The following is a 23,164-nucleotide window of genomic DNA, read 5'->3' as shown; positions in this document are numbered from 1 at the left end:
GGACCCGTGCGCCGCTTCATCGATCAGGGTTAGCGGTGGTGCTGGCCGTTGCATGGGTCGCTTGATCCAGGGGGGTGTGTCTCTTGGACATTCATGCGGTCGCGGTGTCCAATCTTGGCTGTCGGTAAGCCGGTCGCGTTGCCCAGTACGGCGCTACAGGACTGATAGGCCTCTGGGGCTGCCTGCTTGGCACGATGCATAGGCTCTTGCGAAAGGAGGGCGGGGTTTATCGCATAGGGATGATCGGACCGGAGGCGACAACAGTATCCGTGTGGTGCGACACCGGTTGCATCTGAGTGATGGTCGACAAGGTCGACTCGATGATTAGCTTGCTTCCAGTGTTGTTGGATCTGTTATGGCATGCCCTTGTGTTGAGCGATACAACATTGCTGATTCGGGTTGGAGGGGGGGATCGCACATTCTGCGGTGACGTTGTGATGTGCGATGCCGGCATCAAACACTGGAAGCTGATTTTAATGGCATATGCATGCTGACGTGCCGTGTTGAGTGTAAGACCGGCGTACCGGTGCCATTGCCATTGGGGCGGTGCGCCTACAGGTCATCGGTGATTTCAATAAACTTCCGACCTGTCACTCCTGCTGATCTTGAGTGAAATGCTGTGGTGCTGCGCATATCTCACCACCGTGGCGTGATCGTTACGCCGGTCTCTGGCATTGGCTGAATCAAGCGCTGCTTTTCACGCATCCCGTCTTGTGTGGATTCCTGTCAGGGTTATCCCAAGTGCCTGGCGTGCAGAGGGTATTTGATGGATGGTCTGTGGCGGATCGCGATGATCGATTTCGACATGTGCCACGGCAATGGGACTCAGACAAATTTTGGACGTGAGTGGCGGGTGCAGTCCTGCAGCAGGCATCGGTCGGATCTAATATCCGTTCTCTGGCGGTGTTCACGAACATCCACAACGTGCTGTTGTCACTTGGCAGCGATGGATTCGACGTTCGCAACATCCGAAGCGGATGACGGATACAAGTGATGCAACGATGTTCGCGCGCCGTTGATATCGATCTCGTCCGGCTTCCGCGTACATTGTCAGGATTTCCAGGCTGATCTGATGTTGCAAGAGGAAGCTGTTACTTGAATGAACGTTGAACTGTGTGCGTTGGCAAGTGGCTACGCCGGCGGAAGGTTGGTGTTGATGTCAACAAGAGGGACGACCTGCAGACGCTGCGCAATACTTGTATGGCTTATGTCGGTGCGTTGCTTGTTCTCCCGGCAGAGGTAGTGATACATGATCAGTAGCTATTGAACGGTGGCATCTCGCTTTATTGTCCATACCGAGGGGATGCGGCAAGCTAATGGACGTTTTACTGACGATCTGACCACGTGTACCGAGTTTTCCACCTGCTGCCCTTGCCTTTGAGTATTGCTATCTGTCTGTCGGCGCTGGCAGAAGAGAAACCGCCTAATTGGGGGCTGTGCCCTGCGACGTTGCCGTTACAGGGCTTTGAGCAGGCGCCCAAGACGGATAAGCATGTGGCTCAGATCCGTCCCCAATTGCCGACCAATATCGAGGGTGACACGCTCACCGGTACCGCAAGCACCCCGCTGTACCAGGGCAATGTTGTTTTGGTGCGTGGTGATCAGTTCTTGGGTGCTGATAGTGTGCGGATAGACACCGAGACCGGCGGCTACATTGCTGAGGGTCATGTCCGCTACCAGGACGCTTCGGTCCGAGTGATTGCCGACCGTGCTGAAGGCAACCAGAATACCGATGTCCATAAGATCAGCAACATTCGATATCAATTGATTGATCATCGTGGCAATGGCGTTGCCCAGTCTGTCGATATCCACGGCCAGGTGGGACGAACGTACCACTCTACCTACACCACCTGCGATCCGTCGCAGGTAGTCTGGCGGGTCCGTGCTCCCCAGATCGATGTGGATAATGTGGAGGGTTTCGGCGTTGCGCGTCATGCGGTGTTCGAGGTTGGCAAATGGCCAGTGTTGTATCTGCCTTGGTTTAAATTTCCGATCGACAATCGCCGCCAAACTGGCTTGCTCTACCCGCAGTTGAGTTATTCCGGTCGAAATGGTTTCGACTACACCCAGCCGGTATATCTCAATCTGGCACCGAACTATGACGCCACGCTGTATCCGCGTTACATGCAGAAGCGTGGTGCCATGCTCGATACCGAATTTCGCTATCTGTACGATGGCGGCAAGGGGCAGACGCGTGCCGCTTACATCCCTAACGATAGGTTGCGCGATAAAAGCCGTGGGAGTTTTAGTTTCAGTGGCTACCACAATATTGATAGCCACTGGCAGGCGCGTGCTTCGTTAGCTTGGGTCAGTGATACCCGCTACACGGAGGATTTTTCCAGTCGCCTTGTTGGGATGTCATCCCTGTCAAGCTTGCAAAGTACGGTCGGTGTGTACGGTATAGGTGACACATGGACGGCTGGTCTGATGGCTGATCGCTGGCAGCTCACCGATTACAGCCTGGATGAAAGTGCGTTGGCTTACAACCGTCAGCCGCGTTTGTTTTTCAACTGGAACAAGCCGGTGTCTGACTCGCTGGAATTCGGCGTGTACAGCGAGGCAGTGCGTTTCCAGCATGATGATGCTTACTTGGTGGCATCACAGAGTGATGGCAGCTATCGCCGTACCGGTGGGGTGATTCCTTACTACGGTGGCAGTCGCTTGGATGTGAAGCCTTATGTATTGCTGCCATTGACCGGTGCGGCTTGGTACGTCACTCCAAGTGTTGCTTGGCGCTATTCTGCGTATCATTTGGACAGAGGCATTGCAGATCAATTGAATGGTCATCGCACGCCGATGCGCAGCGTGCCGATCGTATCTTTAGATTCGGGGTTGTACTTGGATCGTGAGACAAATGTTTTCGGTAGGAGCTATCTGAACACATTGGAGCCGCGGCTTTACTATTTGTATGTCCCATATCGCAACCAGAGCGACCTGCCGCTGTTCGATACCCGTGCTTTCACCTTCAGTTGGGGACAATTATTCCGCGACAGCCGTTATACCGGTCCCGATCGTCAAAACGATGCCGATCAGCTGACTCTAGCGGTCACTTCACGCTGGCTGCATCAAGAAACTGGCAAGGAAGAGCTTGCGCTGAGTGTCGGTCAGATCCTGTACTTTAAAGACTCGCTTGTCACCTTGAATGATAGTGAGGAACGCGTTGAACAGGGCAAGTCAGCTTGGGTGGGCGACGTGGCTTACAACATTAACGACCGTTGGATGCTAAACGCGACTTACCAGTGGAATCCTAACTTCCGCCGCGATGACCTGGCCAGTCTCCGTGCTCGTTACCTGATCGGTAGCGATGGAATCATCAACTTGGCTTACCGTTACCGGCGTAATACCTTGGATGGTACCGACCAGCTCAAACAGACGGATATTTCTTTCCTGTATCCAATCAATCCCAAGTGGAGCGCCATTGGTCGTTACTACTATTCGTTGTTGGATAAGAAGCCGTTAGAAATCATCGGTGGCCTCCAGTGGGACAGTTGCTGCCTGGCCGTGCGCACCGTGTTTCGTCGCCACATGCGTAACCGCACGGGTGACATGGACAATTCCATTCAGTTGGAGTTTGTGTTTAAGGGGTTGAGCTCAGTGGGGCAGGACACAGATCGCGTCCTGCGCCGTGCTATTCTTGGTTACTATCGCGATGACCTTTACTTGGTTCCGCCTAGCAACACGACGACCGATCCGGACGCTTACGATCCAAATCAGATTCCATGACCAGACCTCTTCCCGTTGTTCTCTCTTTGCTGTTGGCAGTGTCCAGTGTGTTCTTGCCGGTGGCGTCGGCACGACAGCAATCGTTGGATCACATCGTTGCTGTCGTTGATGACAATGTGATTTTGAGGAGTGAACTCGATCGCGCCATTCGCAATGTCAAGTCACAGTATGTTGGCCATGAAGCCCAGTTGCCTCCGGATGAAGTCTTGCAGCGGCAAGTATTGGAACGGCTGATTTTGATCAAGCTCCAAGTCGCGCGCGCGCAGAGCAATGGTATCCGGGTCAGTGACGATGAATTGAATCACGCCATTGCTAGCATTGCTGATAACAATGGCACCAGTGTTGATGGCCTCCGCCAGAAATTGGCTGCAGAAGGGATGCCTTTCCCCGAATTTCGCCAGTCAGTGCGTGATGAGATCACCATGCAGCATTTGCGGCAAAGCTTTGCGCAGAGTCGCGTTGTGGTCAGCGAGGGTGAAGTCGACACTGCAGTTGCCCAGCAGGCTAACAGCGGTGTGCAGTACCACCTGCAACACATCTTGGTCGGCTTGCCTGAGGGGGCTACTTCCGAACAGATTGCGATTGCCCAGAAAAAAGTCGATGGTATTAAGCACCTGATCGATAAGGGGGAGCTTGGCTTTGCCGCCGCCGCGGTGCGTTATTCCGATAGTCCTAATGCGCTTGAAAGCGGCGATTTGGGGTGGCGTAGCCTGGACGAGATCCCTGAAGCATTTGCACAGATGGTTCACGGCATGCAGGCTGGTCAGGTGGTGGGGCCGCTGCGTGGCCCCAGCGGTTTTCAGCTACTGAAGCTCGTAGAAGTGCGCGATAGTGCGGCCGCTGGCACGAAACAGATGGTCACCGAATACCATGCCCGCCACATTCTGATTCGTGTCAATGGGGACCAGGGCGACGCTGAAGCCAAGGCCAAAATCGGCACCTTGCGTGCACGTATCATTGCTGGTTCGGATTTTCAGGCCGTCGCTCAAGAGTCCTCGGAGGACGCCAACAACCGCAATCAGGGTGGAGATCTTGGTTGGTTCCCGGTGGATGCTTTTGGAGCTGACTTCGGCAACCATATCAAAGCGCTTGCTGACGGCAAGGTTTCGGAACCTTTCCGTACCGCAGCCGGCTGGCACATCGTGCAGCGTCTGGGCACGCGCCAGACAGACGTCAACAGTGAGAACCAACGTTCCCAGGTTCGCGAGATGATTGGCCAGCGCAAGTTGGAGGAAGCCTATGAACGCTTCTTGCAGGAGCTCCGTGGCGAGGCTTACGTGAATCTCCAGGTTGAGGACGCCAGTCCAAGTGCTGCTCCCCCGGCTGTAGGCGTCACGTCACCGTCCTCAATGAAGCACTGATCTCATGTTGCAACCTGCGCTTGCTTTGGTTCCTGGTGAACCGGCGGGCGTTGGGCCGGAATTATGCGTGCGGTTGGTGCAACACCCGCGTGACGATTGCCGACTCGTCGCCTTTGCCGATCCAGGCACTTTACAGGCCGCCGCCGCCGCACTGGGTTTGCCGCTGCGTTTGCTTCCGCCCGAAGCGATCCCCCAGTGTCCTGGCGATCTGCCTCTACAGGTACAGCCTCAAGTCCATCCGACTCGCTTTGGTCAAGCGGACCCCGCCAATGCTCCCGCGGTGGTGGCTGCACTATGTGAGGCGGCAAGCCACTGCTTGCACGGTGCGTTGCACGGCATGGTCACTGGCCCGGTACACAAGGCCGTGATCAATCAGAGTGGCATCCATTACACCGGCACGACAGAGTTGCTCGCCGAGCAGGCCGGGTGCGATGTGGTCATGATGTTGGCTAATACGCAGCTGCGCGTGGCTTTGGTCACCACACATCTGCCGCTGCGTGACGTGCCGCACGCCATTACTGCTGCTGCGGTGGAACGTTGCTTATGCATTGTTAATGCGGCGATGTGCAGTGAGTTTGGCTTGACAACGCCACGTATTGCCGTACTTGGGGTGAATCCGCACGCCGGCGAAGATGGTTATCTTGGTCGCGAAGAGCTGGATGTCATCATCCCAGTGTTGCAGCGCTTGCGTACCGCAGGCATGACCTTGCTGGGCCCACTGCCTGCGGACACGGCTTTCCTGCCGGCCAAGCTGATTGAATACGACGCCGTCGTGGCGATGTATCACGACCAAGGCTTACCAGTGCTCAAACACAGCGGATTCGAACAAGCCGTCAATATCACGTTGGGTCTTCCCTATCCCCGTGTGGCCGTCGACCATGGCACCGCCCTTGACCTGGCTGGCCGTGGAGTGGCCGATCCTTCCAGCCTCTTTGCAGCCACTGCACTGTGCGCGCAGCTGGCGGTATCGCGTGCCTCCAGGTCCGGGCGTCCCTGATGCCCGCAGCATGAGTGATTTCAGAAGGTCCTCGTATCGGGAAGGTGCTGCGTGTCCCGATGCGTGAACTTAAACCGGCTTACAACAGCATCTTGAACAGGAGTAGCCGATACCAAGCTACCCGCTTGGTGCTGTGGTCATGACCATGCACTCCCATCGTCTGGATACTCCCCGTTTTTACTGATGGCTCCTGGCAGGATGTTAAAAGAGGCATCGTCAGAGCGCTGACTCATGCTGCTGTCAGCGGCGTATGGGACGTCATGCCGTGTTGTAGAGAAAACGTTGCTTCTCATGGGAAAACACCCATGCCCAGAAGAGTGACTGCTTTTGAAGAAAACGACTTGGCCGTGCTTGGAGTGATCCACCGCTGCTGTTGCACACCGCGCACCCGGGCTGCCGAGGTATCGTTCACATCCAACACAAGCACCGTGTTACTCCCTTGGCGCTGCCACGCCCCCGGGAAGTAAAGCGCACCCTGCGGACCGATACTCCAGTGGCGGCCAAGCGTGTGACCATTGGCCCATGTCACCCCCTTGCTGAACGCTTGCATGTCCAAAAACGTATCCGCTGGCCTGCTGATATACAGCGTCCCCCGATGGAACGCAGGTCCCTTGATCTTTGCCGTTGTCCAGCCACGGATCGCTTCTGGCGTCTCCAGCGGTAGCAGAAACGTTTCCCACCCCTTCACCGGCTGGTGATTGAGCCATACCGGATCAATCAGTCCGGCGCGACCATCGGCGAGGTGAGGACCATAGTTCACCCGTCCGCTGTTTTCTACCAGCACATCGAGCGTGTGTGTGCCCGAGGGAATGTCGACCTCCACCGACACCTGCTGCAGGCGGCGTTCAGCACTCCCCGCGAGGATGCGATCAACGTAGACGTGAGCCTCATCCCGCACGTCGCCCAGATACAGCGTGCCCTGCCGTGGACCGTTCACTCTGGTGCGGTACACGATGTAACCGTAGGCTTGCCCATAGCGCTCCATCGGTTGCGGATCTGGCGTGGTGGCCACCGGTGCAGGCAGGTTGTCCCACAGCGAAGCTGATTCACCTAATGGCGTGTCCGGCAGATCAATGAAACGGGTCGCCGCTGGCAACGGTGGTGGCTGGATACCCGTCACGCGGGTGATGACATCACGGAACATCGCGAACTTCGGCATGGGCCGTCCGCCCTCATCCAGCACCGCGTCGTAATCGTAGCTGGTGGTTTGAGGGCTGTAATGGTCGCTCGGCGCACCTTGGAAGTTCGCCCCATTCATGAAGCCGAAGCTAGTGCCTCCAGTGAACATATAAAGATTCATCGAGTGGCCTTGCCGCAGGATCCATTCGATCTCCTTCGCCTGCTGCTTCGCATCGGTACGCGCATGCGGCTTTCCCCATTGATCGAACCAGCCGGCCCAATATTCGCCCACCATCTGTGGCTGTCCGGGATGGAATCGGGCAAGCTTTTCGAGTGCATCTTTAGCCTCGCCCGGCGCAACATTCACGGCGGCCAGCATGTCCGGCAAAGTACCGTTGCCGAGCATCTCTGCCCCGTCGGAGGTGAACAGCAGTGCGCGTCCGAAACCGGACTTGATAAACATTCCGCGCATCGCCTGCAGATACGCATGATCGTCACCGTAGGAGCCGTACTCGTTTTCAACCTGCACAGCAATAATGGGACCGCCATTGCCATTGAGTAGCGGACCGATCTCTCTGCCGAGGGCGTCAAGGTAGCGCTCACTGGCATCCAGGAAACGCGGATCCTGACTGCGTACCCGCAGCGTAGGATCGGCAAACAGCCAAGCCGGGTAACCGCCTGCCTCCCATTCCGCACACACGTAGGGCCCAGGACGCAGGATCACGTTCAGTCCTTGTGACGCCGCTTCACGCACAAAAGCGCCAACGTCGTTATTTCCCGTGAAGTCGAATTGACCTTGGCGAGGTTCGACCAAATTCCAGAAAACATAGGTTTCTACCGTGTTGAGTCCCAGGGCACGGGCCTTCTGCAATCGGTCCTTCCAGTACGCTCGCGGAATGCGCTGCAAGTGAATGGCACCCGAGATCAATTGATACGGCTTCCCATCACGGATGAAGTGCGTGCCCTGGGTCGAAAACACCGGCCAAGGTGCAGCGCTGAGCGTCATGGGCAGTGTAATGGCGAGTGTCAAAGCGAATATCTTAAGCAGCATGGAGTGTCTCAAAGGAGGAAAAACACGGCGCGATTGGATCCAACACAGCCCGCCGGATGGATATCTGCCGTGAATGGGAACATGAGGGAGTGCAGCATCCGGGCGCAAGCCTCGTACCGCCTACCCAAGTTCCCAGGCAGAGCGGTGCACTCATTCTCGATTCCAGACGCCTCCCGCACTGACACTTAAGCGCGGCTCCCCTGGATGGGCCCGGGGTGCTGGGAGGCTGAGGGCAATGACGTGAAAGACGGTGGCAGATCCTGCTGGCCTGTGCCGAAAGCGAGGTTGGGTCGGGGCCCCATCTCAAATTCCAGCGTGCCCCCCTGCGCCAATTCGGAGTGGTGCAGCCAAGTACGGGTGATGGGAGTGCCGTTCCAGCGGAGTGATTGCACATAGACGTTTTGCGCACTGTTGTTGCGCGCGAAGAGACGCAACTGACGGCCCTGACCCACGTCCAACACCGCGTACGGAAACAAAGGACTGCCGATCACATAGTAGCCGCTGACCGGATCGACCGCGTACAACCCCAGCGCACTGAGCACGAACCAAGCGCTCATCTGGCCACAATCCTCATTCCCGGACAGACCATCACGTGCATCGTGGTATTGCTCCCTCAGGAGGCGGCGCACCATCGCCTGGGTTTTGTACGGTTGCCCCGCGTACACGTACAGATAGGCGATATGGTGACTTGGCTCGTTACCGTGAGCGTACTGGCCCACCATCCCATCAATATCCGGCGGTGCCCCTGGCGGCAAGTCGGAACGTGCAGAAAACAGCGCGTCGAGCTTGGCGATAAAGCGGTCACGGCCGCCGAACAGCGCCATATAACCGTACAGATCGTGCTGATTTAAAAAGGTGGCCTGCCAAGCGTTTGATTCCGTGAAATCGTGCCACTGCGGCAGATGTCCCAACGCCCGTGGATCGAACGGCGTTGCCCAGGCCCCATTTTCCAAACGGGGTTGCATAAAGCCGCTGTTGCTATTGAACACGTGGCGATACTGGCGCGACCGTGCCCGCAGGAGACGTGCGTCGGTGTCCGCCCCCGCGGCGGCGGCCAAGTGCGCACAGGCCCAATCGTCATACGCATATTCCAGGGTGCGGCTGACCGCTTCATCCACCTTGTCGCTGGGGATATAGCCGAGCCTGCGGTAGTACGCCAGACCGTGCGCCTTATCCTGCATCGCGCGCGCGCGGTAATGCGGCCAAGCCGCCGCATAGTCGATGCCCGTGAACCCCTTCGTATACGCCTCGGCCAGGGCGACGGCAGAGTGATACCCGATCATGCAACCGGTTTCTACGCCTTGTAACGGCCAGATACCGACGCCGTCCGGGCATTCTGCCGCGCCACGTACCAGACATTGCAACAGATCCGGGACGCGTTCGGACTGCACGAGCGTCAACAGCGGATGCAGCGCGCGATAGGTGTCCCACAACGAGTAAGTGCTGTAATTGTGGTACCCGGCCGGCAGCGTATGCACCTCCAGGTCCATACCGCGGTAACGGCCATCGACATCACTAAACAACGTGGGGGCGAGCAGGCTGTGATACAGACTGGTATAGAAAATACGGCGCTGCGCGTCATTGTCCGTCTCGATCCGCACCCGCCCCAGTGCGTGCTCCCAAGTTGCCACGGCTTGCGCATGCACACGGGCGAAGTCGAAATCTGGCAATTCGGCGTCAAGGTTGGCCAGCGCGTTTTCAGCGCTGACCGCAGACAGGCCGACCTTGACCAGCAGCGGTGCTTCCCCGGCGTCGGGGAAGTGCAACGCTGCTTTCAGACATAGACCCTTGGCTTGGCGCGTGTCCGTGCTGAGTGGAGCATCGTCGCTATACAGCTGTGCATGTGCGAACGGACGTGACAGCCGCATCGCGAAGAAGATGTAGCGGCCCTTAGCCCACTGATAGACACGGCGGCCACCCAGCAGGGTACGTGTATCGGCGATGCGCACCTGTACGTCACTCAACCGCGGCGCGGTGGTGGGCGTGTCCTGCATCGCGTGGCTCAGGTCCAACAGCAGGTGACCGGGCTGATGTTGAGGAAAGTGGTAACGGTGCAGGCCAGTCCGTGCGGTGGCGGTCAGCTCGGCGAGAATGCCCGTGTCCTTCAAGCGCACCCGATAGTAACCGGGGGAGGCGGCTTCGTCGGCGTGATCGTAGCGTTGCCGGTAGCCGGTCTCAGGGGCATTGAGCGGACCGGGTGTCAGCTTCACTGCGCCGCTGCCCGGCATGAGCAGGAAGTCCAGCAGATCGCCGATCCCAGTCCCCGACAGGTGCGTGTGCGAGAAGCCCATGATCGAGCCGTTGGAGGCGTGATAGCCGGAGCAGGCGTCCCACGCCGCGTTATAGGTGTCCGGGCTGAGTTGCACCATGCCGAATGGGAGCGTGGCCCCTGGGAAGGTGTGGCCGTGGCCGCTGCTGCCGATGAAGACGTCCACGTGGCGCGTCAGGTCGGCCTGGGTCCGCGTATCTTCCGGGAGTGCCCAGGCATTGACCCGTGAATGGGCGAAGCCAGGCAGATAGCCAGCACCACCCATCAGGGTCAGCGTGATGGCACCCTGCAAAAACGTGCGTCGTGTTGCCATCGTGCATGTCCTCGGCCATGTATGAAGTGGACAGGTGTTTTGGTCAGCCGGCAGATTTCATCGACTTAGGAGCACCGTGCCACGGCTCGGTCCGAGCAGATGCGGCTTGCGTTGTGCTAGATCAATGATCAGTTCGCCGAACAGACTATTGGCCCAGGCGAACCAACCACGGGTAAACGTGTTGGCATCGTCCTGGTTGAATGCCTCGTGCATGAAGCCGGTACCGGCATGGGTGCTCTTGAGCCAGTGCAGGCATTGCTGGATCTGCGTGTCGTCGTGACTCGCTAAGGCGTAATGAATGATCGACATCGGCCAGATGGTCTTGAGTCCCGTATGGGGGCTGCCCACCCCCGTTGCAGCGCGTCCACGGTAGAAGTACGGGTTGCGCTCGCTCCAGGCCAGGGTGCGGGTCCGCAAGAAGACCGGATCGGTCGAGGCGCAGCAGCCCAGATACGCCAAGCTGAGCAAGCTCGGGGCATTGGCGTCGTCCATGAATAATTGATTGCCATAACCGTCTACCTCATAAACCCAGAATGGTTGATTGTCCGTGTCGCGCCTCTGTCCGAACCGCTGCGTCGCCTGCTCAATGTCGTGTGCTAGCGCGCGGCACTCGCTGGCAAATGCGACATCGTGGTGAATGGCTTCGCTCATCGTGGCGAGCTGGCGCAGCGTCACGACGGCGAACAGATTGGCCGGCACCAACAACGGATACACGCAGGCATCGTCGGAGGGGCGGAACATCGCATGGAGCATCCCGTTGGGCCGAGTCGGCGCACCGTAGCCCTCCAACATCAACGTCTCGGTGGCCAGTGGCGCCGGACGCTGGAAGGTATACGGGCCGCGGGTCTCCAAGCGTTGCTGTTCGCTGAAAGTGCGCAGCACGATGTGCATGGCGTCTCGCCAGTCATCATCGAAGGGCGTGGTGTCGTCGCTGGCGCGCCAATAGGCGTGGGCCAAGCGGATGGGGTAGCACAGTGAATCGACTTCCCATTTGCGCTCCCCGATGCCAGGTTGCATCTCCGTGATGTCATGGACCGCCCATTGCAGCGGTTGGGTGGCGTCATCGGGTAGAAAGGCGTTGGCGTAAGGATCCAGGCGGATGCAAGCGGCGTGGCGCTGGATCAGGCCGTGCAACATATGGCGTAGCGCTGGATCTTCGCGGCTCAGCGGGACATACGCATGCACTTGCGCCGCAGAATCGCGCAGCCATAACGCCTGGATGTCACCAGTGATCACAACGGTGTCGGGCTTGCCGTTCCGAGTGCCGGTCGTGACAGTGGTGTCTAGCGTGTTTGGATAGCAGTTTTCAAACAGCCACGCCAACTCAGGATCAGCGATCTTGGCTTTGATCTGTGTCAGGTGTTGTTCTACCGCAGGACTGACGAAGCGGCGCTGTGCCTTGGGGGGGCGTCGACTCATGAAGCCAGACGTTGCAGAGGACAGTTCCGGGCGGGTGCGCTCAGTAGCATGTGCCAGCCGTGTGGGACTGAGCAGCGCGATTCCCGCCGCGTGGCTGATGAGGCGCAGCAACGTGCGACGACTCAGACCGTGGTGCAGGGAGGAACGCGACAACGGTGCGGTCATGGTGTCATATGCATCCATCGCACGTCTGGACGCCTATGGCAGTGGTCTGGGTGCTGTCGGCCACGGTACCCCTTGCCAAGTGATGTTTTGTGTCGCAGTGACGTATGGCTAGGCATCGCGGATGCGGTGGTGTGGCTTGGTAGGGTGGTGTGACTGCGGATTGGGGTCACCGATGCAGTGCTGCTTATGTGCAGTATTGATGGCAAGTGTGCCGTTGGGGTTCATGGTGTTGAGCCGCCGCGCGTCCAGTGACATGTCGACAGGTGTGATGCATTGGAAGCCCCTTTTACGGTGGGGTGAGTGGAGTCACCGTTGCAGGCCATCTTGACGGATTCCTTACAGAGGGCGATGTGCTGTCGGGCACAGTACGTACCATGTCACTTATTTCGGTAGCAGGAGATGGCCGGTGACCGAGAATGTCGCGACTTCACCGGGTGCGCCGCTGCCGGGTTGGCCACCGCCGACGAAGAGGCGGTAACGACCAGCTGCGACACGGCGTTGGCCGGTAGGCGCAACGCTGCTGAGCCGACGTGCGTCCAGTGCGAAGCTCAGCAGGCGGGATTCTCCAGGGCGCAGTGTCACCCTCTGGAAGCCGACTAGGCTGCGGATGGGGGATTCCGGATGCTGCGGGGATTCTAGATAGACCTGCACGACTTCGTCACCGCTCCGCGTCCCAGTATTGCGGACGCGAGTGGAGACGGCCAAGGTGTCACCGGCCTTCAGGCTTGCGGTGGACAGCCGCAGTGCCTCGTATGCGAATTGCGTATAGCTCAGGCCGTAGCCAAACGGATACAGCGACTGGCCCTTGAAGTAGCGATAGGTACGCCCCGTCATGGCGTAACTGACGTAGGGCGGTAGATCCTGGGTCGAGCGGTAGAACGTCACGGGCAGGCGCCCGCCGGGATTCACGTCGCCCGCCAGCGCCTGTGCAATCGCGGTCCCCCCGGATTGCCCCGGATACCATGCGGCGAGGATCGCGTCGGCATGCTGCTGCGCCCAATTCAGTGCGACAGCGCTGCCGCTCATCAAGACGACGATCAAGGGTTTGCCTGTCGCTTTGACATGATGCAACAGTCTTTCCTGTGTCGTCGGCAGGTCAATAGTGGTGCGGTCGCCGCCGCTGAAACCAGGGATGTCGACGTGGAGTTCTTCGCCTTCTACATCTGGGGATAGGCCGACAAAAGCGACGGTGACGTCAGCCTGCGCTACGGCACGTTCCGCCTCCGCCAGTTGTGGCTCGGCAGGGGGCAGCCACTCCAGGCGCACCCCTTGATCTTCACCACGGTGTTCCATCTCCAGCTGGATCTGGTGTGGCTGGCTATCGTCAAAGTGAAGGGTTGCTTCAAGGCGATCGCTGTCTGTGTCATGGGTGCCAGCGGCCGCCTGCGCATCCTTGACGTTGTTGGTGATGACCGGACGATCGTCAATGGACAGGCGCACCGTGTCATGGCCGCTACAGTCGAAGCAGCGCGCCACATGTACCGCCAAGGTGTAGCTGCCAGGACCGGGCGGGAGTAGCTCGCCTGTCCAGCGTACCGCGTAGCGGTGCGGGTTCATGTCCTTGGTGGGGGCGACGTGGTCCCAGTTGAAGGCGATGAGGCGGTCTTGGCGCACCAGACGCGGCGTGCCGGACAGGTCAAGGGTGTCAAAGTACTCCCCTTTCAGGCCAGGTTGGCCATTGCTGCGCAGTGCGGTGTCTGGGATCGTGCTTGGTACACCGGGCGCCAGTGACGCGCCCGGTGCGTAGTGCACATGGTGGGTGCCGAAACGGGAGCGCAGACCCAGCAGTGGGGTGACTGGGGCGGATGACGTGCCTTGGTAATTGGCTTCCAGGGCGGTCAGTGCATCGGCGTTCGGGCCGAGTACGGCTAATGTGGTCCCGGGTGTTAACGGGAGGATGTTGCCGGTGTTTTTCAAGAGGACCAACGACTGCACGGCGGCTTGCAGTGCAAGTGCGCGATGGCCTGGGGTGTCGATGTCTTTGGTGCCAATGCCTGCGTAGGGATCGTGCTCGCGTGGGTGTAGCGTGCCGAGCCGCTCCCGTGCGGTGAAGAGTCGGATCAGTGCCCGGTCGAGCACGGCTGCGTCGACGTCGCCGCGTGCCAGTGCTTGGTTCAGGTCGCGATAGGCGTTGCCGCAGTTGAGGTCGGTGCCGCTCTGCAGTGTGGTGGCCGATGCACTGGCGTTATCTGGCCGGAAGAAATGGAATCGGGTCATGTCTTCGATCGCGTCGCAGTCAGAGACAACGAAGCCGTTGAACCCCCAGTCGCCGCGGAGACGTCCATTCAGCAACCAGTCGGCTGCACACACAGGTGTGCCGTGCAGTGCGTTATAGGCACACATCACCGAGCCGGCATGGCCGTCGACAATCGCCGCGCGGAAGGCGGGGGTATAGGTGTCCTCCAGATCGTATGCTGAAACATCGACGTCGAACCCGTGGCGACCTGACTCTGGGCCACTGTGTACTGCGAAGTGTTTGGGTGTGGCGATGGTGCGCGGGTGGTCGGGGGCATCGCCCTGTAGGCCGCGGATGAAGCTGACCGCAAGCTGGCTGGTGAGGTATGGATCTTCACCGTAAGTTTCCATGCCGCGACCCCAACGCGGGTCGCGGAAGATATTGATGTTTGGCGACCAGAGGGTGAGTCCTGCATAGCGCGTGTGGTCTTTACCGGGGCCGCCGGCAAGGTTGAACTTGGCGCGTGCCTCGGTTGCGGTGACCGTGCCGACCTGCCGTAGCAGGTCGGTGTTCCAGCTGGCAGCCAGGCCGATGGCTTGGGGAAACACGGTGGCGTAGCCGTTGCGGGCGATGCCGTGCAGTCCTTCGCTCCACCAGTCGTAGGCGGGGATCCCTAAGCGTGGGATGGCCGGGGCGGCGTTCATCGCTTGCGCAATCTTCTCCTCACGGGTCATCTGTGCGACCAGCGCAACGGCATGTTGCTCGGGGGTGAGTTCCGCTGCGGTGGTGGCCGTGGTGAGAAACAAGGTGAGGCTCAGTGCAGCAGTCAGTGTGCGGGGGAGTGCAATGGGCAACGGCATCGCATCATTCCTGGACGTGGGCGTGTATGACGTTGGAGTGCGGCGTCATTTGGATTCGACCGGTTCCGATGGTGCGCTGGCCAGGGTTGCGGCCACGTCGCGTATCTGCAGCGCCTTTTGTAATTGTGCAAGTGGGGCGGCACTACGGATCTGCACGGTCAGCGGTTCTCCGGGCAGCAGGTCGAAGGCGTTATCTGAGAGCCGTGCATCGATATCGCCAAACGACAGCCATACTTCGCGTGCAAACGCTGGGCTGGTCAGGGTGAGTAGATACATGCCGTGATCTGCTTTCCAGGCGCTGCGGATGTGTGGCTGCGGGAGTTTCAGGTGTTTGGCGGCGTCGAAAAACACGGTCTGACGTGACAGGATGGTGTTGCCATTCAATAGTTCGAACACAGCCACACTGTGTTCAGGATCGGCTTGACCAAGCAGTTGTGCGTCGCTGTACTGCGCGATCTGGCGGCTGCTCAATGGCGCGATGGTCGTTTTTTGCTCGTGTGTGTTCAATGCTGTGCCGTCCATGTCCAGGACGCGCAGGCGCCAGCGTACTTCCAGTGGCACGGTGCGGTCGGAGACGAGGGAGACAGTGGTGGTGCCGTCTTTACGTAGCGCGGCGATCATGACGGGCGCGTAGAAGTGACGTGCGTGGTAGTGCAGTGCCTTCCAGCGTCCTGCGTAATCAATGCTCGACCAGGAGGCCCCTGGCCAGACATCGTTGAGTTGCCAGTACAGCGAGCCCATTGTCTGTGGCCGTGCGGCGCGCAGGTGCTGCGCCGCTATCGCAATGCCCTCGGCTTGCATCAGTTGACTCAGGTAGACGAAGCTTTCGAAGTCTTTTGGTTCGCCGAATTCGCGGCGGATGTACAGCAGCAGGCGTTGGTTGCCGCGACCGTTGTCGAATTTCTGGTGCGCACGCATCACCTGCGATTCTGGGGACAGATCCTCTGGCCGCGCGAAGGTGCGGATGGTGCGTATATCCGGAAATGATTGCAGCCCATACTCGGACATGAAGCGCGGCGTGACATTGAGGTATTCGGTCACTGGCAGTGCTGGGTTACCCCAGACCTTCCAGTAGTGCATGTCGCCGTCGTTGGTTTGGTCTGCGGGGCCGTCGAAGTCGGTGCCGGGGGAGGTGGCCCAGTATGGGATGCCTGGTGAATACAGCTTCACGGCTTCACGCAGGACGCTGCCGAACAGGATTGTCATGCCACGCTCAATCCGGCTGCGTTCTTCATGGGCCAGGGATTGTTTAAATCTAATCCGGTCGTCCCAGTGTTCCCAACCAGTTTGCACTTCGTTATTGCCGCACCACAGGACGATGCTGGGGTGGTCACGCAGGCGCGTGATTTGTTCGATGGCTTCTTGCCGGGTGTTTTCGCGGAAGTCGACGTCGTCGGGCGGGATGGCGCCGCCGAACATGAAGTCTTGCCAAATCATGATGCCCAGTGCGTCGGCAAGTGTGTAGAAGCGTTCGTCCTGATAGTGGCCACCACCCCAGATGCGCAACATGTTCATGTTGGCCTCACGCGCGTCTTCCAGGGTGTGGCGCATGGTGGCCTCGGTGACGCGGGTGGGAATGCTATCGAGTGGGATCAGGTTGGCACCTTTGGCGAAGATCGGAATGCCGTTGACCACAAGGGCCATGCTCTTGCCCCATTGGTCTTGTTCGCGGCGCAGTGCGACGGTACGCAGGCCGGTGATGCGTTCGACCCGTTGGATGTCGCCGGCGGCATCGCGGACTGTGGCTGCAAAGGTATAGCGGTCCGGGGCACCATAGCCTGCAGGGAACCAGCGCCGCGGTTGGGTAATACGCACGGGCAGGTTGATGCGATTGTGGCCCGTGTCGAGGGTGCGCTGTTCGCGGTGTTGCAGGATTTGGCGGCCGTCTGGGTCGAAGACGTGCAGTGTGATCTGCGCGGGGCCGTCTCGCCCTGCGTCCAGGGTGAGTTGTGCTTCCAGTTGTGCGACGCTGGCGTCCACGCGCTGCTGGGCGATATGTAGGTCATCAATGCGGGTAGCGTCCCAGGTCTCCAGCTTCACTTCCTTCCAGAGGCCAGAGGTGACGATGCGTGGTCCCCAGTCCCACCCAAACTGGTAGGGTGCTTTGCGGACGTAGGTAGCGCTGTGGCGTGCTGCCGGTTCGTCGCCGAATGCTGAGTCGTAGGAGCCGGGTAGCGCATAGGGTTGTTGTGCCAGCCAGGGCTGGATCTTCTTGATCGGTGAGTACAGCGTCACGTCCAGGATGTTTTCGCCGTGCTTGAGCAATGGCTTTGCGTTCACGCGCCAGTGCCGGAACATGTTGTTGGTATCGAGCAGTGGCGTGCCGTTGAGTGTCACGGTGGCCAGGGTATCCAGGCCGTCGAACACCAGTTCGGCGTGCTGGCGGGTCAGTGTGGCCGCGTTGACCTGAAAGCGGGTGTGGTATTGCCAGTCGCTTAGGCCGACCCATTGAATGTGCGCTTCTTGATCACGGTAAAACGGATCGGGTACGACACCGGCGGCGATGAGGTCGCTCTGCACCGTGCCGGGTACGTGTGCGGGCAGCCAGGTGGTTGCCTTTAAGGGGATCGTGGGGGCTTTGGTTTGACCAGGAGCGTACCGGACGTGCCAGCCGCTGTTGAGGGGTTGGGTCCTGGGTGGGGCGGCCCAGGTGATACAGGTGCTGCCGAAGGTGAGCAGGGGGAGGAGGGCCAAGCGGAAGCAGGCGATAGAGGGATGCTGCGACATGGGAGGGTGGGGGGATGGGTTCAGTGTGTGGACGGGACGGGCGGCGGCGCGGGGGTATCGATCAGGTGGACGCTACCAATGCCGTACAGCGGGCCGCGGATGGGGGCGGTGATGCGCAGGCAGAGGTCGTGGATACCGACGGTCGGGGGTAAGGGGGCGTCGAGGGTGAATTGTTTGCCAATGGTGTTTCCGGGGGGGAGTGGGATCACTACCAGTGGCGCTTGGTTGCAGTCGGCGCGGACTTCCAGTTCGCCGTGTGCGGTGTGTGCCGGATACTGAACGACGTTGGATTGATCGTGGGCCAGACCGTAGTTGCGTGCCAGGCGTGCGGCGTCGATGTGGATGGCGTGCACGTCGTTCAGGCGCATCTGCGGGACGATCCAGCAGGCGTGAAACAGGTCGACGTTGTAAACCGGCGTGTCGGGACTGGCCATGTCTGGCAGCAGTGGCACGCGCAAGCCCAGTGGCCCCTTGTCCGAGCAGTTGCGTAATCCTTGGGTATCTACACTCAACAGGCTGGTGTGCTGGAAGGTGCGGTGGCGGGGGGTGGCCAGTGGGCGGCCGTCTGCGGTGAATACGGCCGCTTTGACGGTCGTGGGCAGTGTGATGGGGAAGGGGCCGGTGTAGCGCAGTGAATCCAGGGTCGGTTCGTTGCCGTCGGTGGTGTAGCGAATCTGGCCGGTGTTGGTTTGATTGCTGAGTGTGATGTAGGCGGGTTTGCCAGCGAGTACGGGGGCTGGACCACGCTCCAGCATGATGTCGGCCGCGAATGCGCCGTCGCTGTAGTCGATCCCCAGGGCGTGATAGCGCTGTAGTTGTGCGGGTAAGCGTGTGAGGAAGCCGTCCCAGTTGCGCACGGCCATAGGTGACCAGGCTGCTTCGGCAACGGCGGCGATGCGCGGGAACAGGGCGTGATCAATGTGCCAGCGTGAGGGGATGTATTCGCTCCACAGGGCGCCCTGTAGGCCAAGGACGTGCAGGGCTTGGTTGGGGCTGAGTTCTTTTGGCACCGGGTCCAGTGCGTAGACGCGCGCGAGCGGCAGTGTGGCGAGGCGTCCGTTTGGTTCGTCGCTGCGCTCGGTTTGTAGGTTGTCCAGGTACATCCACCCAGCGGGAGCCATGACGACATCGTGTCCCTGCTGCGCCGCGGCGATGGCGCCGTCCACGCCGCGCCACGACATGACGGAGGCACTTTCTGGGAGGCCGCTTTGGACGATTTCGTCCCAGCCGATCAGGCGTCGGCCATGTGCGGTCAGATACTGGGCGAGTTGCGTGTTGAACCAGCCCTGCATGGCATGCATGTCTTTCACTCCATGCATGCGCATCTGTGCGCGGATCGCTGGCGAAGCCTCCCACTGATCTTTGATGGCCTCGTCACCGCCGATGTGAATGTACGGCGATGGGAAGAGTGCGAGGACTTCGTCGAGTACATTGCGGATGAAGTCCAGACTGCGTGTTGCGGTATTGAACAGGTAGGGGTTGACACCCCAGTCGACGGCGACAGGGGGGCGGGTGCCGGTGACGCCGATGATGTCCGGGTAGGCAGCGACGGCGGCCTGTGCATGGCCGGGCATATCGATTTCCGGGAGGATGGTGATGTGGCGTTCGGCGGCGTAGGCGACCAGTTCGCGGATTTGATGCTGGGTGTAGAAGCCACCGTAGTGTTGCGGTATCCCGTGGCGTCCGGCACCTGGTGGGATACGTTCGGCGCCGATGGTGGTGAGCTTGGGATAGCGTTTGATCTCGATACGCCAGCCCTGGTCGTCGTTGAGGTGCAGGTGGAGTACGTTGAGTTTGTGTTGCGCCATGGCGTCGATCACGTGCTTGACGGTGTCTACGTCGTGGAAGTGACGGGCCACGTCGAGGAGTTGACCACGCCAGCTGAAGCGTGGCCAGTCGTGAATCGTGACGGCCGGTACTTCGGTCGCGCCTTGGCCGCCGTCGGCCGTGAGCAGTTGCCATGCACTGATCGTGCCGTAAAACAGACCGCGTGCGTCGCGTGCACGGATCTGGATCCCTTGATCGGGGGCGGCTTCCAGTGTGTAGCCTTCAGTCTGTGTGACGGGTGATTGTGGATCCTGTTGCAGGCGGATGCTGCCTGGTGTGGGGACGACTTCGGTGTGGATGTGCAATGTCAGGTTACGGGTGCGCTGTAGCAGTGTGGCCAGGTAGTTGGCGCTGTGTTGTGCGTCGGCATCATCGGGGGGGATGGAAATCGGGGTGCGGGTGTCGATGCTGATCTGTCCGTGACCGCGTTGCACTTGAACGGGGGCTGGGATCAGGGGTAGTGGTGGTGGGGAGGGCGGTGCGGCTCCCGTCATCAAGGTGTGTTGTGACCTTGCAATGTGCGCTGCCGTCGCGTTGCCGCCGGTGGGCGGCAGTGCGGCAATGCACAGGATGAGCAGGGCGCGCGGCAACAGCAGTGCATGCGTCGGTCGTGCGGGTGTTGCGGTCATCCGTGCGCCTCCTTCGGGGTGGGGCGTGTGCCGCGCTGCGTGGCGGCAGGTCTGCGGCAGCACGCCAAGGGGATGGTGTGTGCTTAGCGGGTGGCGAGTGGCAGTTCATCCCACACTTTGGGGTCTTCGGCGCCAAGCACCCAGGAACTGAAACCTTCCAGTCCGCTCTGCTTCACTAGGTCATAGCGGGCACGGAAGCTATGTGCGTCCGGGCGGAATACCCACTCGCGCATGTTGTCGCGGTAAAAGTAGAACCATGATTCTTGTTCTATAGGATCCCATTGCACGATGGCTTTCTGTTCGATAGCTAATGGGAAGGATTGGTCGGCGTCGATGTTGGCGCCCGAAATGTTGGGACCTTCGGTGCCGTCTTTCTTGACGGGGTCACCGGTGAACCAGCGGTAGCCATACGTGGCAATTCCTAAGGATAATTTTTCCTTAGGTACCAGGGTCAATGCATATTCCAGGTGCTTTTTGATCCACGGCATGCCGTCAACGGGGCCGGGGGTGGTCCAGCGGGTGTGCTGGTCGTAGGTCATCAGGCTGATCAGGTCGGCGGCCTGACCCAGAGCTTTCAGGTCGTATGCGCCGCGCCAGTATTCCCACATCCATTTGGCGAAGCGGCCTCCTTCTTCTGGGTGGCCAGGAGCATTGGGGACCACAGCGACCGATAGGGTCATGCCAGCTTTATGCAGCGTATCGGCGGTCTGTTTGACCATCAGCGTATAGGCGTTACGGTCGGCTTGGGCGATGTTTTCGAAATCGAATTGGAAGCCTTTGTAGCCACGTGCCTTGCTTTCATGCACTAGAAAGTCGTTCATCCGTTTCTTTGCTGCTTCGTCATACAGCAGTTGGTGAAAACCATTGCGGCCGCCGGACATCGATAGAATCGGGGTGACGGTGATTTTCTTTTTTTGGGCGATGCGGTAGATGCGTTCGTTCGGTGCGCCGTTGACAAGTCCTTTGGGGTCTACGCTGTACCACGTGGGTACCAGTGTGTCGATTTTGTCGGCGTGGGCCAGGAAAGAGTTGGTCGATTTCTGGGTGCCCATCAGATAGAACAGGGCGGTCGGATTTTTAGCGGCAGCGGGTACAGCAAATATGAGCGTTAGCAGCAGGGCTAAAGAACGTTTCGTCATGAGGGGGCGTCCATCACATGTTTTGGTGGAGGATAGTGGGATTGGCAATATTCAAGGGTGTGTACGGAATCAAGGGTGTATACGGATTGCCAAGTTCCACTGCTTATGTTTGCAGTTAAGCAGCATTTTACTTACTTAAAAACGGTGGCTGACCGAGATCGGACGAGGGCCGTTGTGCGACTTGTTCTTGATGATTGGGGTGCCACCTGATCGATGGTTTACCGGGGGCTGGTGTCGGTGTGGGTGCCAGCGAAGACTGGATTGAGTGGGGTGTGCTGGGTCTTTGAATAACGGGATGGGAGTGGCCGGTGTTTGGTTTTGGTTGCGGTGAAGATGCGGAGATGCTGTCCTGAAGAAGTGTTCGGGAAGACAGTGGTTTGGGGAGATAGGGCGGGCCATAGACGTTTCTCGGGGCGGAGATTGCGGGAGTGATGTGAGCACGTTGTGGCTGCGTTGCTCTTGGATTTTGGTGCAGATGGTGCAGGCCCGCACCGCTATTTTGCTCCCTAGGCATCGGTCCGATCACGCTTTGAGAGGATGAAGTGCGATGGAGTGTCAATTTTCAACGTGTTTTGAGATTGCGGCGCGCGTCAGGTGTGGTATGCCGTGTTATCGCCGCGGTGCAATCGGTCCGGGAGCACGGTGCCGGCCGGGATGAAAGTGAGTGAGACCGAATTCAGACAATAGCGCTCGCTACTTGGTGGTGGGCCGTCTGGGAAGACGTGGCCAAGGTGGCTATTGCAGCGTGCGCAGACGATTTCGGTGCGGATCATGCCGTGGCTGGTGTCGTGTCGTTTGCTAATGTGCGCCTGGGTATAGGGTTCAAAAAAACTTGGCCAGCCGGTGCCGGATGCGAACTTGGCATCGGAGTGGAACAGCGGCAGGCCGCACAGGCGGCAGGTGTAGATTCCGAGGTGCTGGTTGTCCAGCCATTTGCTGCAGAACGGGGCTTCTGTGCCGTGTTGCAGGAGGATGCGGCGTTCTTCGGCGTTGAGTGTGGCAATCAATGCCTCACGTTGTGATGGGGATGGCGGGGTCAAGTCGAAAGTAAGATTCATCGTAACCTCGGAGGGCATGGATGCGGTGGAAGGTGCGAATACGGTTGTTGATACTTTGTATCAGGTCGCGTTTTTGTGTATGGGTGAGGATGTTGTCGATGTGTCGGACGATGTGCTGTACCTATGTGCACGTGGTAGTGCATCCGCATTAATTAAGGAGTTGGCATTGCTTTGAAGATGTGAGTGATGGTGGGTTTGCAGGTAGGCTTTTTTCTGACTTCATGCGGCGATGCATTGTGGAAGGTGTCTAATGAATCCTATGTGCGGTGCCTGTTGCTGTTGAACTTGGTTATGTACTGGTGCCCACTGGTGCGATTGCTGCCGGTGTCTG

15 protein-coding genes are annotated in these 23,164 nt (G+C 59.3%); 5 read left to right on the top strand and 10 right to left on the bottom strand.

Going from position 1 to position 23,164, the window contains the following annotated elements; all coding sequences use genetic code 11:
- Nucleotides 1-29: 29 nt before the first annotated feature.
- On the bottom strand, nt 30-200 hold the full coding sequence (locus PLS229_RS11325; protein ID WP_160165108.1) for a hypothetical protein: 171 nt from the start codon (nt 198-200) through the stop codon (nt 30-32).
- 566 nt (nt 201-766) lie between these two features.
- On the opposite strand from PLS229_RS11325, the gene PLS229_RS12840 reads away from it, so the two are divergent.
- The 4 genes from PLS229_RS12840 to pdxA all read left to right on the top strand — a co-directional run bounded on the left by PLS229_RS12840 (nt 767) and on the right by pdxA (nt 6,081).
- The gene (locus PLS229_RS12840; RefSeq protein WP_114867200.1) at nt 767-994 is read left to right on the top strand and encodes a hypothetical protein; all 228 of its coding nucleotides are present in this window, start codon (nt 767-769) and stop codon (nt 992-994) included.
- 350 nt (nt 995-1,344) lie between these two features.
- On the top strand, nt 1,345-3,723 hold the full coding sequence (lptD, locus tag PLS229_RS11315) for an LPS-assembly protein LptD (protein ID WP_038269796.1): 2,379 nt from the start codon (nt 1,345-1,347) through the stop codon (nt 3,721-3,723).
- Complete coding sequence (locus tag PLS229_RS11310; protein WP_038269799.1) at nt 3,720-5,084, top strand: peptidylprolyl isomerase; 1,365 nt, start codon at nt 3,720-3,722, stop codon at nt 5,082-5,084. Before lptD ends, PLS229_RS11310 begins: the two co-directional genes overlap by 4 nt.
- A 4-nt stretch (nt 5,085-5,088) precedes the next feature.
- Nucleotides 5,089-6,081 (top strand): 4-hydroxythreonine-4-phosphate dehydrogenase PdxA, encoded by a 993-nt coding sequence (pdxA, locus tag PLS229_RS11305; protein WP_038269801.1) that lies wholly within the window; start codon nt 5,089-5,091, stop codon nt 6,079-6,081.
- 289 nt (nt 6,082-6,370) lie between these two features.
- Here the strand turns inward: pdxA and PLS229_RS11300 are convergent, their stop codons facing one another.
- From PLS229_RS11300 to msrB, 9 genes are all read right to left on the bottom strand, one after another.
- Entirely contained in the window at nt 6,371-8,251 is a 1,881-nt protein-coding gene (locus PLS229_RS11300) for a glycoside hydrolase family 35 protein (protein WP_051482231.1), read from the bottom strand.
- A 185-nt stretch (nt 8,252-8,436) separates the two neighbouring features.
- Nucleotides 8,437-10,833 carry a GH92 family glycosyl hydrolase gene (locus PLS229_RS11295; protein WP_038269803.1) on the bottom strand — a complete coding sequence of 799 codons (2,397 nt, stop codon included), beginning with the start codon at nt 10,831-10,833 and terminating at the stop codon, nt 8,437-8,439.
- 57 nt (nt 10,834-10,890) lie between these two features.
- Nucleotides 10,891-12,417 carry a glycoside hydrolase family 125 protein gene (locus PLS229_RS11290; protein WP_038269805.1) on the bottom strand — a complete coding sequence of 509 codons (1,527 nt, stop codon included), beginning with the start codon at nt 12,415-12,417 and terminating at the stop codon, nt 10,891-10,893.
- 108 nt (nt 12,418-12,525) lie between these two features.
- On the bottom strand, nt 12,526-12,672 hold the full coding sequence (locus tag PLS229_RS11285; protein WP_160165110.1) for a hypothetical protein: 147 nt from the start codon (nt 12,670-12,672) through the stop codon (nt 12,526-12,528).
- A gap of 126 nt (nt 12,673-12,798) precedes the next feature.
- On the bottom strand, nt 12,799-15,453 hold the full coding sequence (locus tag PLS229_RS11280; protein WP_038269807.1) for a glycoside hydrolase family 3 protein: 2,655 nt from the start codon (nt 15,451-15,453) through the stop codon (nt 12,799-12,801).
- Nucleotides 15,454-15,498: 45 nt separating this feature from the next.
- On the bottom strand, nt 15,499-18,180 hold the full coding sequence (locus PLS229_RS11275; protein ID WP_038269809.1) for a beta-mannosidase: 2,682 nt from the start codon (nt 18,178-18,180) through the stop codon (nt 15,499-15,501).
- 20 nt (nt 18,181-18,200) lie between these two features.
- Nucleotides 18,201-20,636: a beta-N-acetylhexosaminidase gene (locus tag PLS229_RS11270; RefSeq protein ID WP_038269811.1), complete on the bottom strand. Its 2,436-nt coding sequence runs from the start codon at nt 20,634-20,636 to the stop codon at nt 18,201-18,203.
- An 83-nt stretch (nt 20,637-20,719) separates the two neighbouring features.
- Complete coding sequence (locus PLS229_RS11265) at nt 20,720-21,775, bottom strand: glycosyl hydrolase family 18 protein (RefSeq protein ID WP_038269813.1); 1,056 nt, start codon at nt 21,773-21,775, stop codon at nt 20,720-20,722.
- A 590-nt stretch (nt 21,776-22,365) separates the two neighbouring features.
- Complete coding sequence (gene msrB, locus PLS229_RS11260; RefSeq protein ID WP_038269923.1) at nt 22,366-22,833, bottom strand: peptide-methionine (R)-S-oxide reductase MsrB; 468 nt, start codon at nt 22,831-22,833, stop codon at nt 22,366-22,368.
- Between the two features lie 16 nt (nt 22,834-22,849).
- Here msrB and PLS229_RS11255 point away from each other — a divergent pair, with 16 nt between their 5' ends.
- Nucleotides 22,850-23,008: a hypothetical protein gene (locus tag PLS229_RS11255; protein ID WP_160165111.1), complete on the top strand. Its 159-nt coding sequence runs from the start codon at nt 22,850-22,852 to the stop codon at nt 23,006-23,008.
- Nucleotides 23,009-23,164 lie beyond the last annotated feature (156 nt).

It is taken from the genome of Xylella taiwanensis (genome assembly GCF_013177435.1).
In the GTDB taxonomy this organism is placed as follows: Bacteria; Pseudomonadota; Gammaproteobacteria; order Xanthomonadales; family Xanthomonadaceae; genus Xylella; species Xylella taiwanensis.
This window is presented reverse-complemented; position numbering and strand designations above follow the sequence as displayed.

Excerpts from the sequence above, each read along its gene's own strand:
- PLS229_RS11325 (WP_160165108.1), bottom strand. The coding sequence starts at position 200 with ATGCATCGTGCCAAGCAGGCAGCCCCAGAGGCCTATCAGTCCTGTAGC.
- PLS229_RS12840 (WP_114867200.1), top strand. The coding sequence starts at position 767 with ATGGATGGTCTGTGGCGGATCGCGATGATCGATTTCGACATGTGCCAC.
- PLS229_RS11310 (WP_038269799.1), top strand. The coding sequence starts at position 3,720 with ATGACCAGACCTCTTCCCGTTGTTCTCTCTTTGCTGTTGGCAGTGTCC.
- pdxA (WP_038269801.1), top strand. The coding sequence starts at position 5,089 with ATGTTGCAACCTGCGCTTGCTTTGGTTCCTGGTGAACCGGCGGGCGTT.
- PLS229_RS11300 (WP_051482231.1), bottom strand. The coding sequence starts at position 8,251 with ATGCTGCTTAAGATATTCGCTTTGACACTCGCCATTACACTGCCCATG.
- PLS229_RS11295 (WP_038269803.1), bottom strand. The coding sequence starts at position 10,833 with ATGGCAACACGACGCACGTTTTTGCAGGGTGCCATCACGCTGACCCTG.
- PLS229_RS11290 (WP_038269805.1), bottom strand. The coding sequence starts at position 12,417 with ATGACCGCACCGTTGTCGCGTTCCTCCCTGCACCACGGTCTGAGTCGT.
- PLS229_RS11285 (WP_160165110.1), bottom strand. The coding sequence starts at position 12,672 with ATGTCACTGGACGCGCGGCGGCTCAACACCATGAACCCCAACGGCACA.
- PLS229_RS11280 (WP_038269807.1), bottom strand. The coding sequence starts at position 15,453 with ATGCCGTTGCCCATTGCACTCCCCCGCACACTGACTGCTGCACTGAGC.
- PLS229_RS11275 (WP_038269809.1), bottom strand. The coding sequence starts at position 18,180 with ATGTCGCAGCATCCCTCTATCGCCTGCTTCCGCTTGGCCCTCCTCCCC.
- PLS229_RS11270 (WP_038269811.1), bottom strand. The coding sequence starts at position 20,636 with ATGACCGCAACACCCGCACGACCGACGCATGCACTGCTGTTGCCGCGC.
- PLS229_RS11265 (WP_038269813.1), bottom strand. The coding sequence starts at position 21,775 with ATGACGAAACGTTCTTTAGCCCTGCTGCTAACGCTCATATTTGCTGTA.
- msrB (WP_038269923.1), bottom strand. The coding sequence starts at position 22,833 with ATGAATCTTACTTTCGACTTGACCCCGCCATCCCCATCACAACGTGAG.
- PLS229_RS11255 (WP_160165111.1), top strand. The coding sequence starts at position 22,850 with ATGGATGCGGTGGAAGGTGCGAATACGGTTGTTGATACTTTGTATCAG.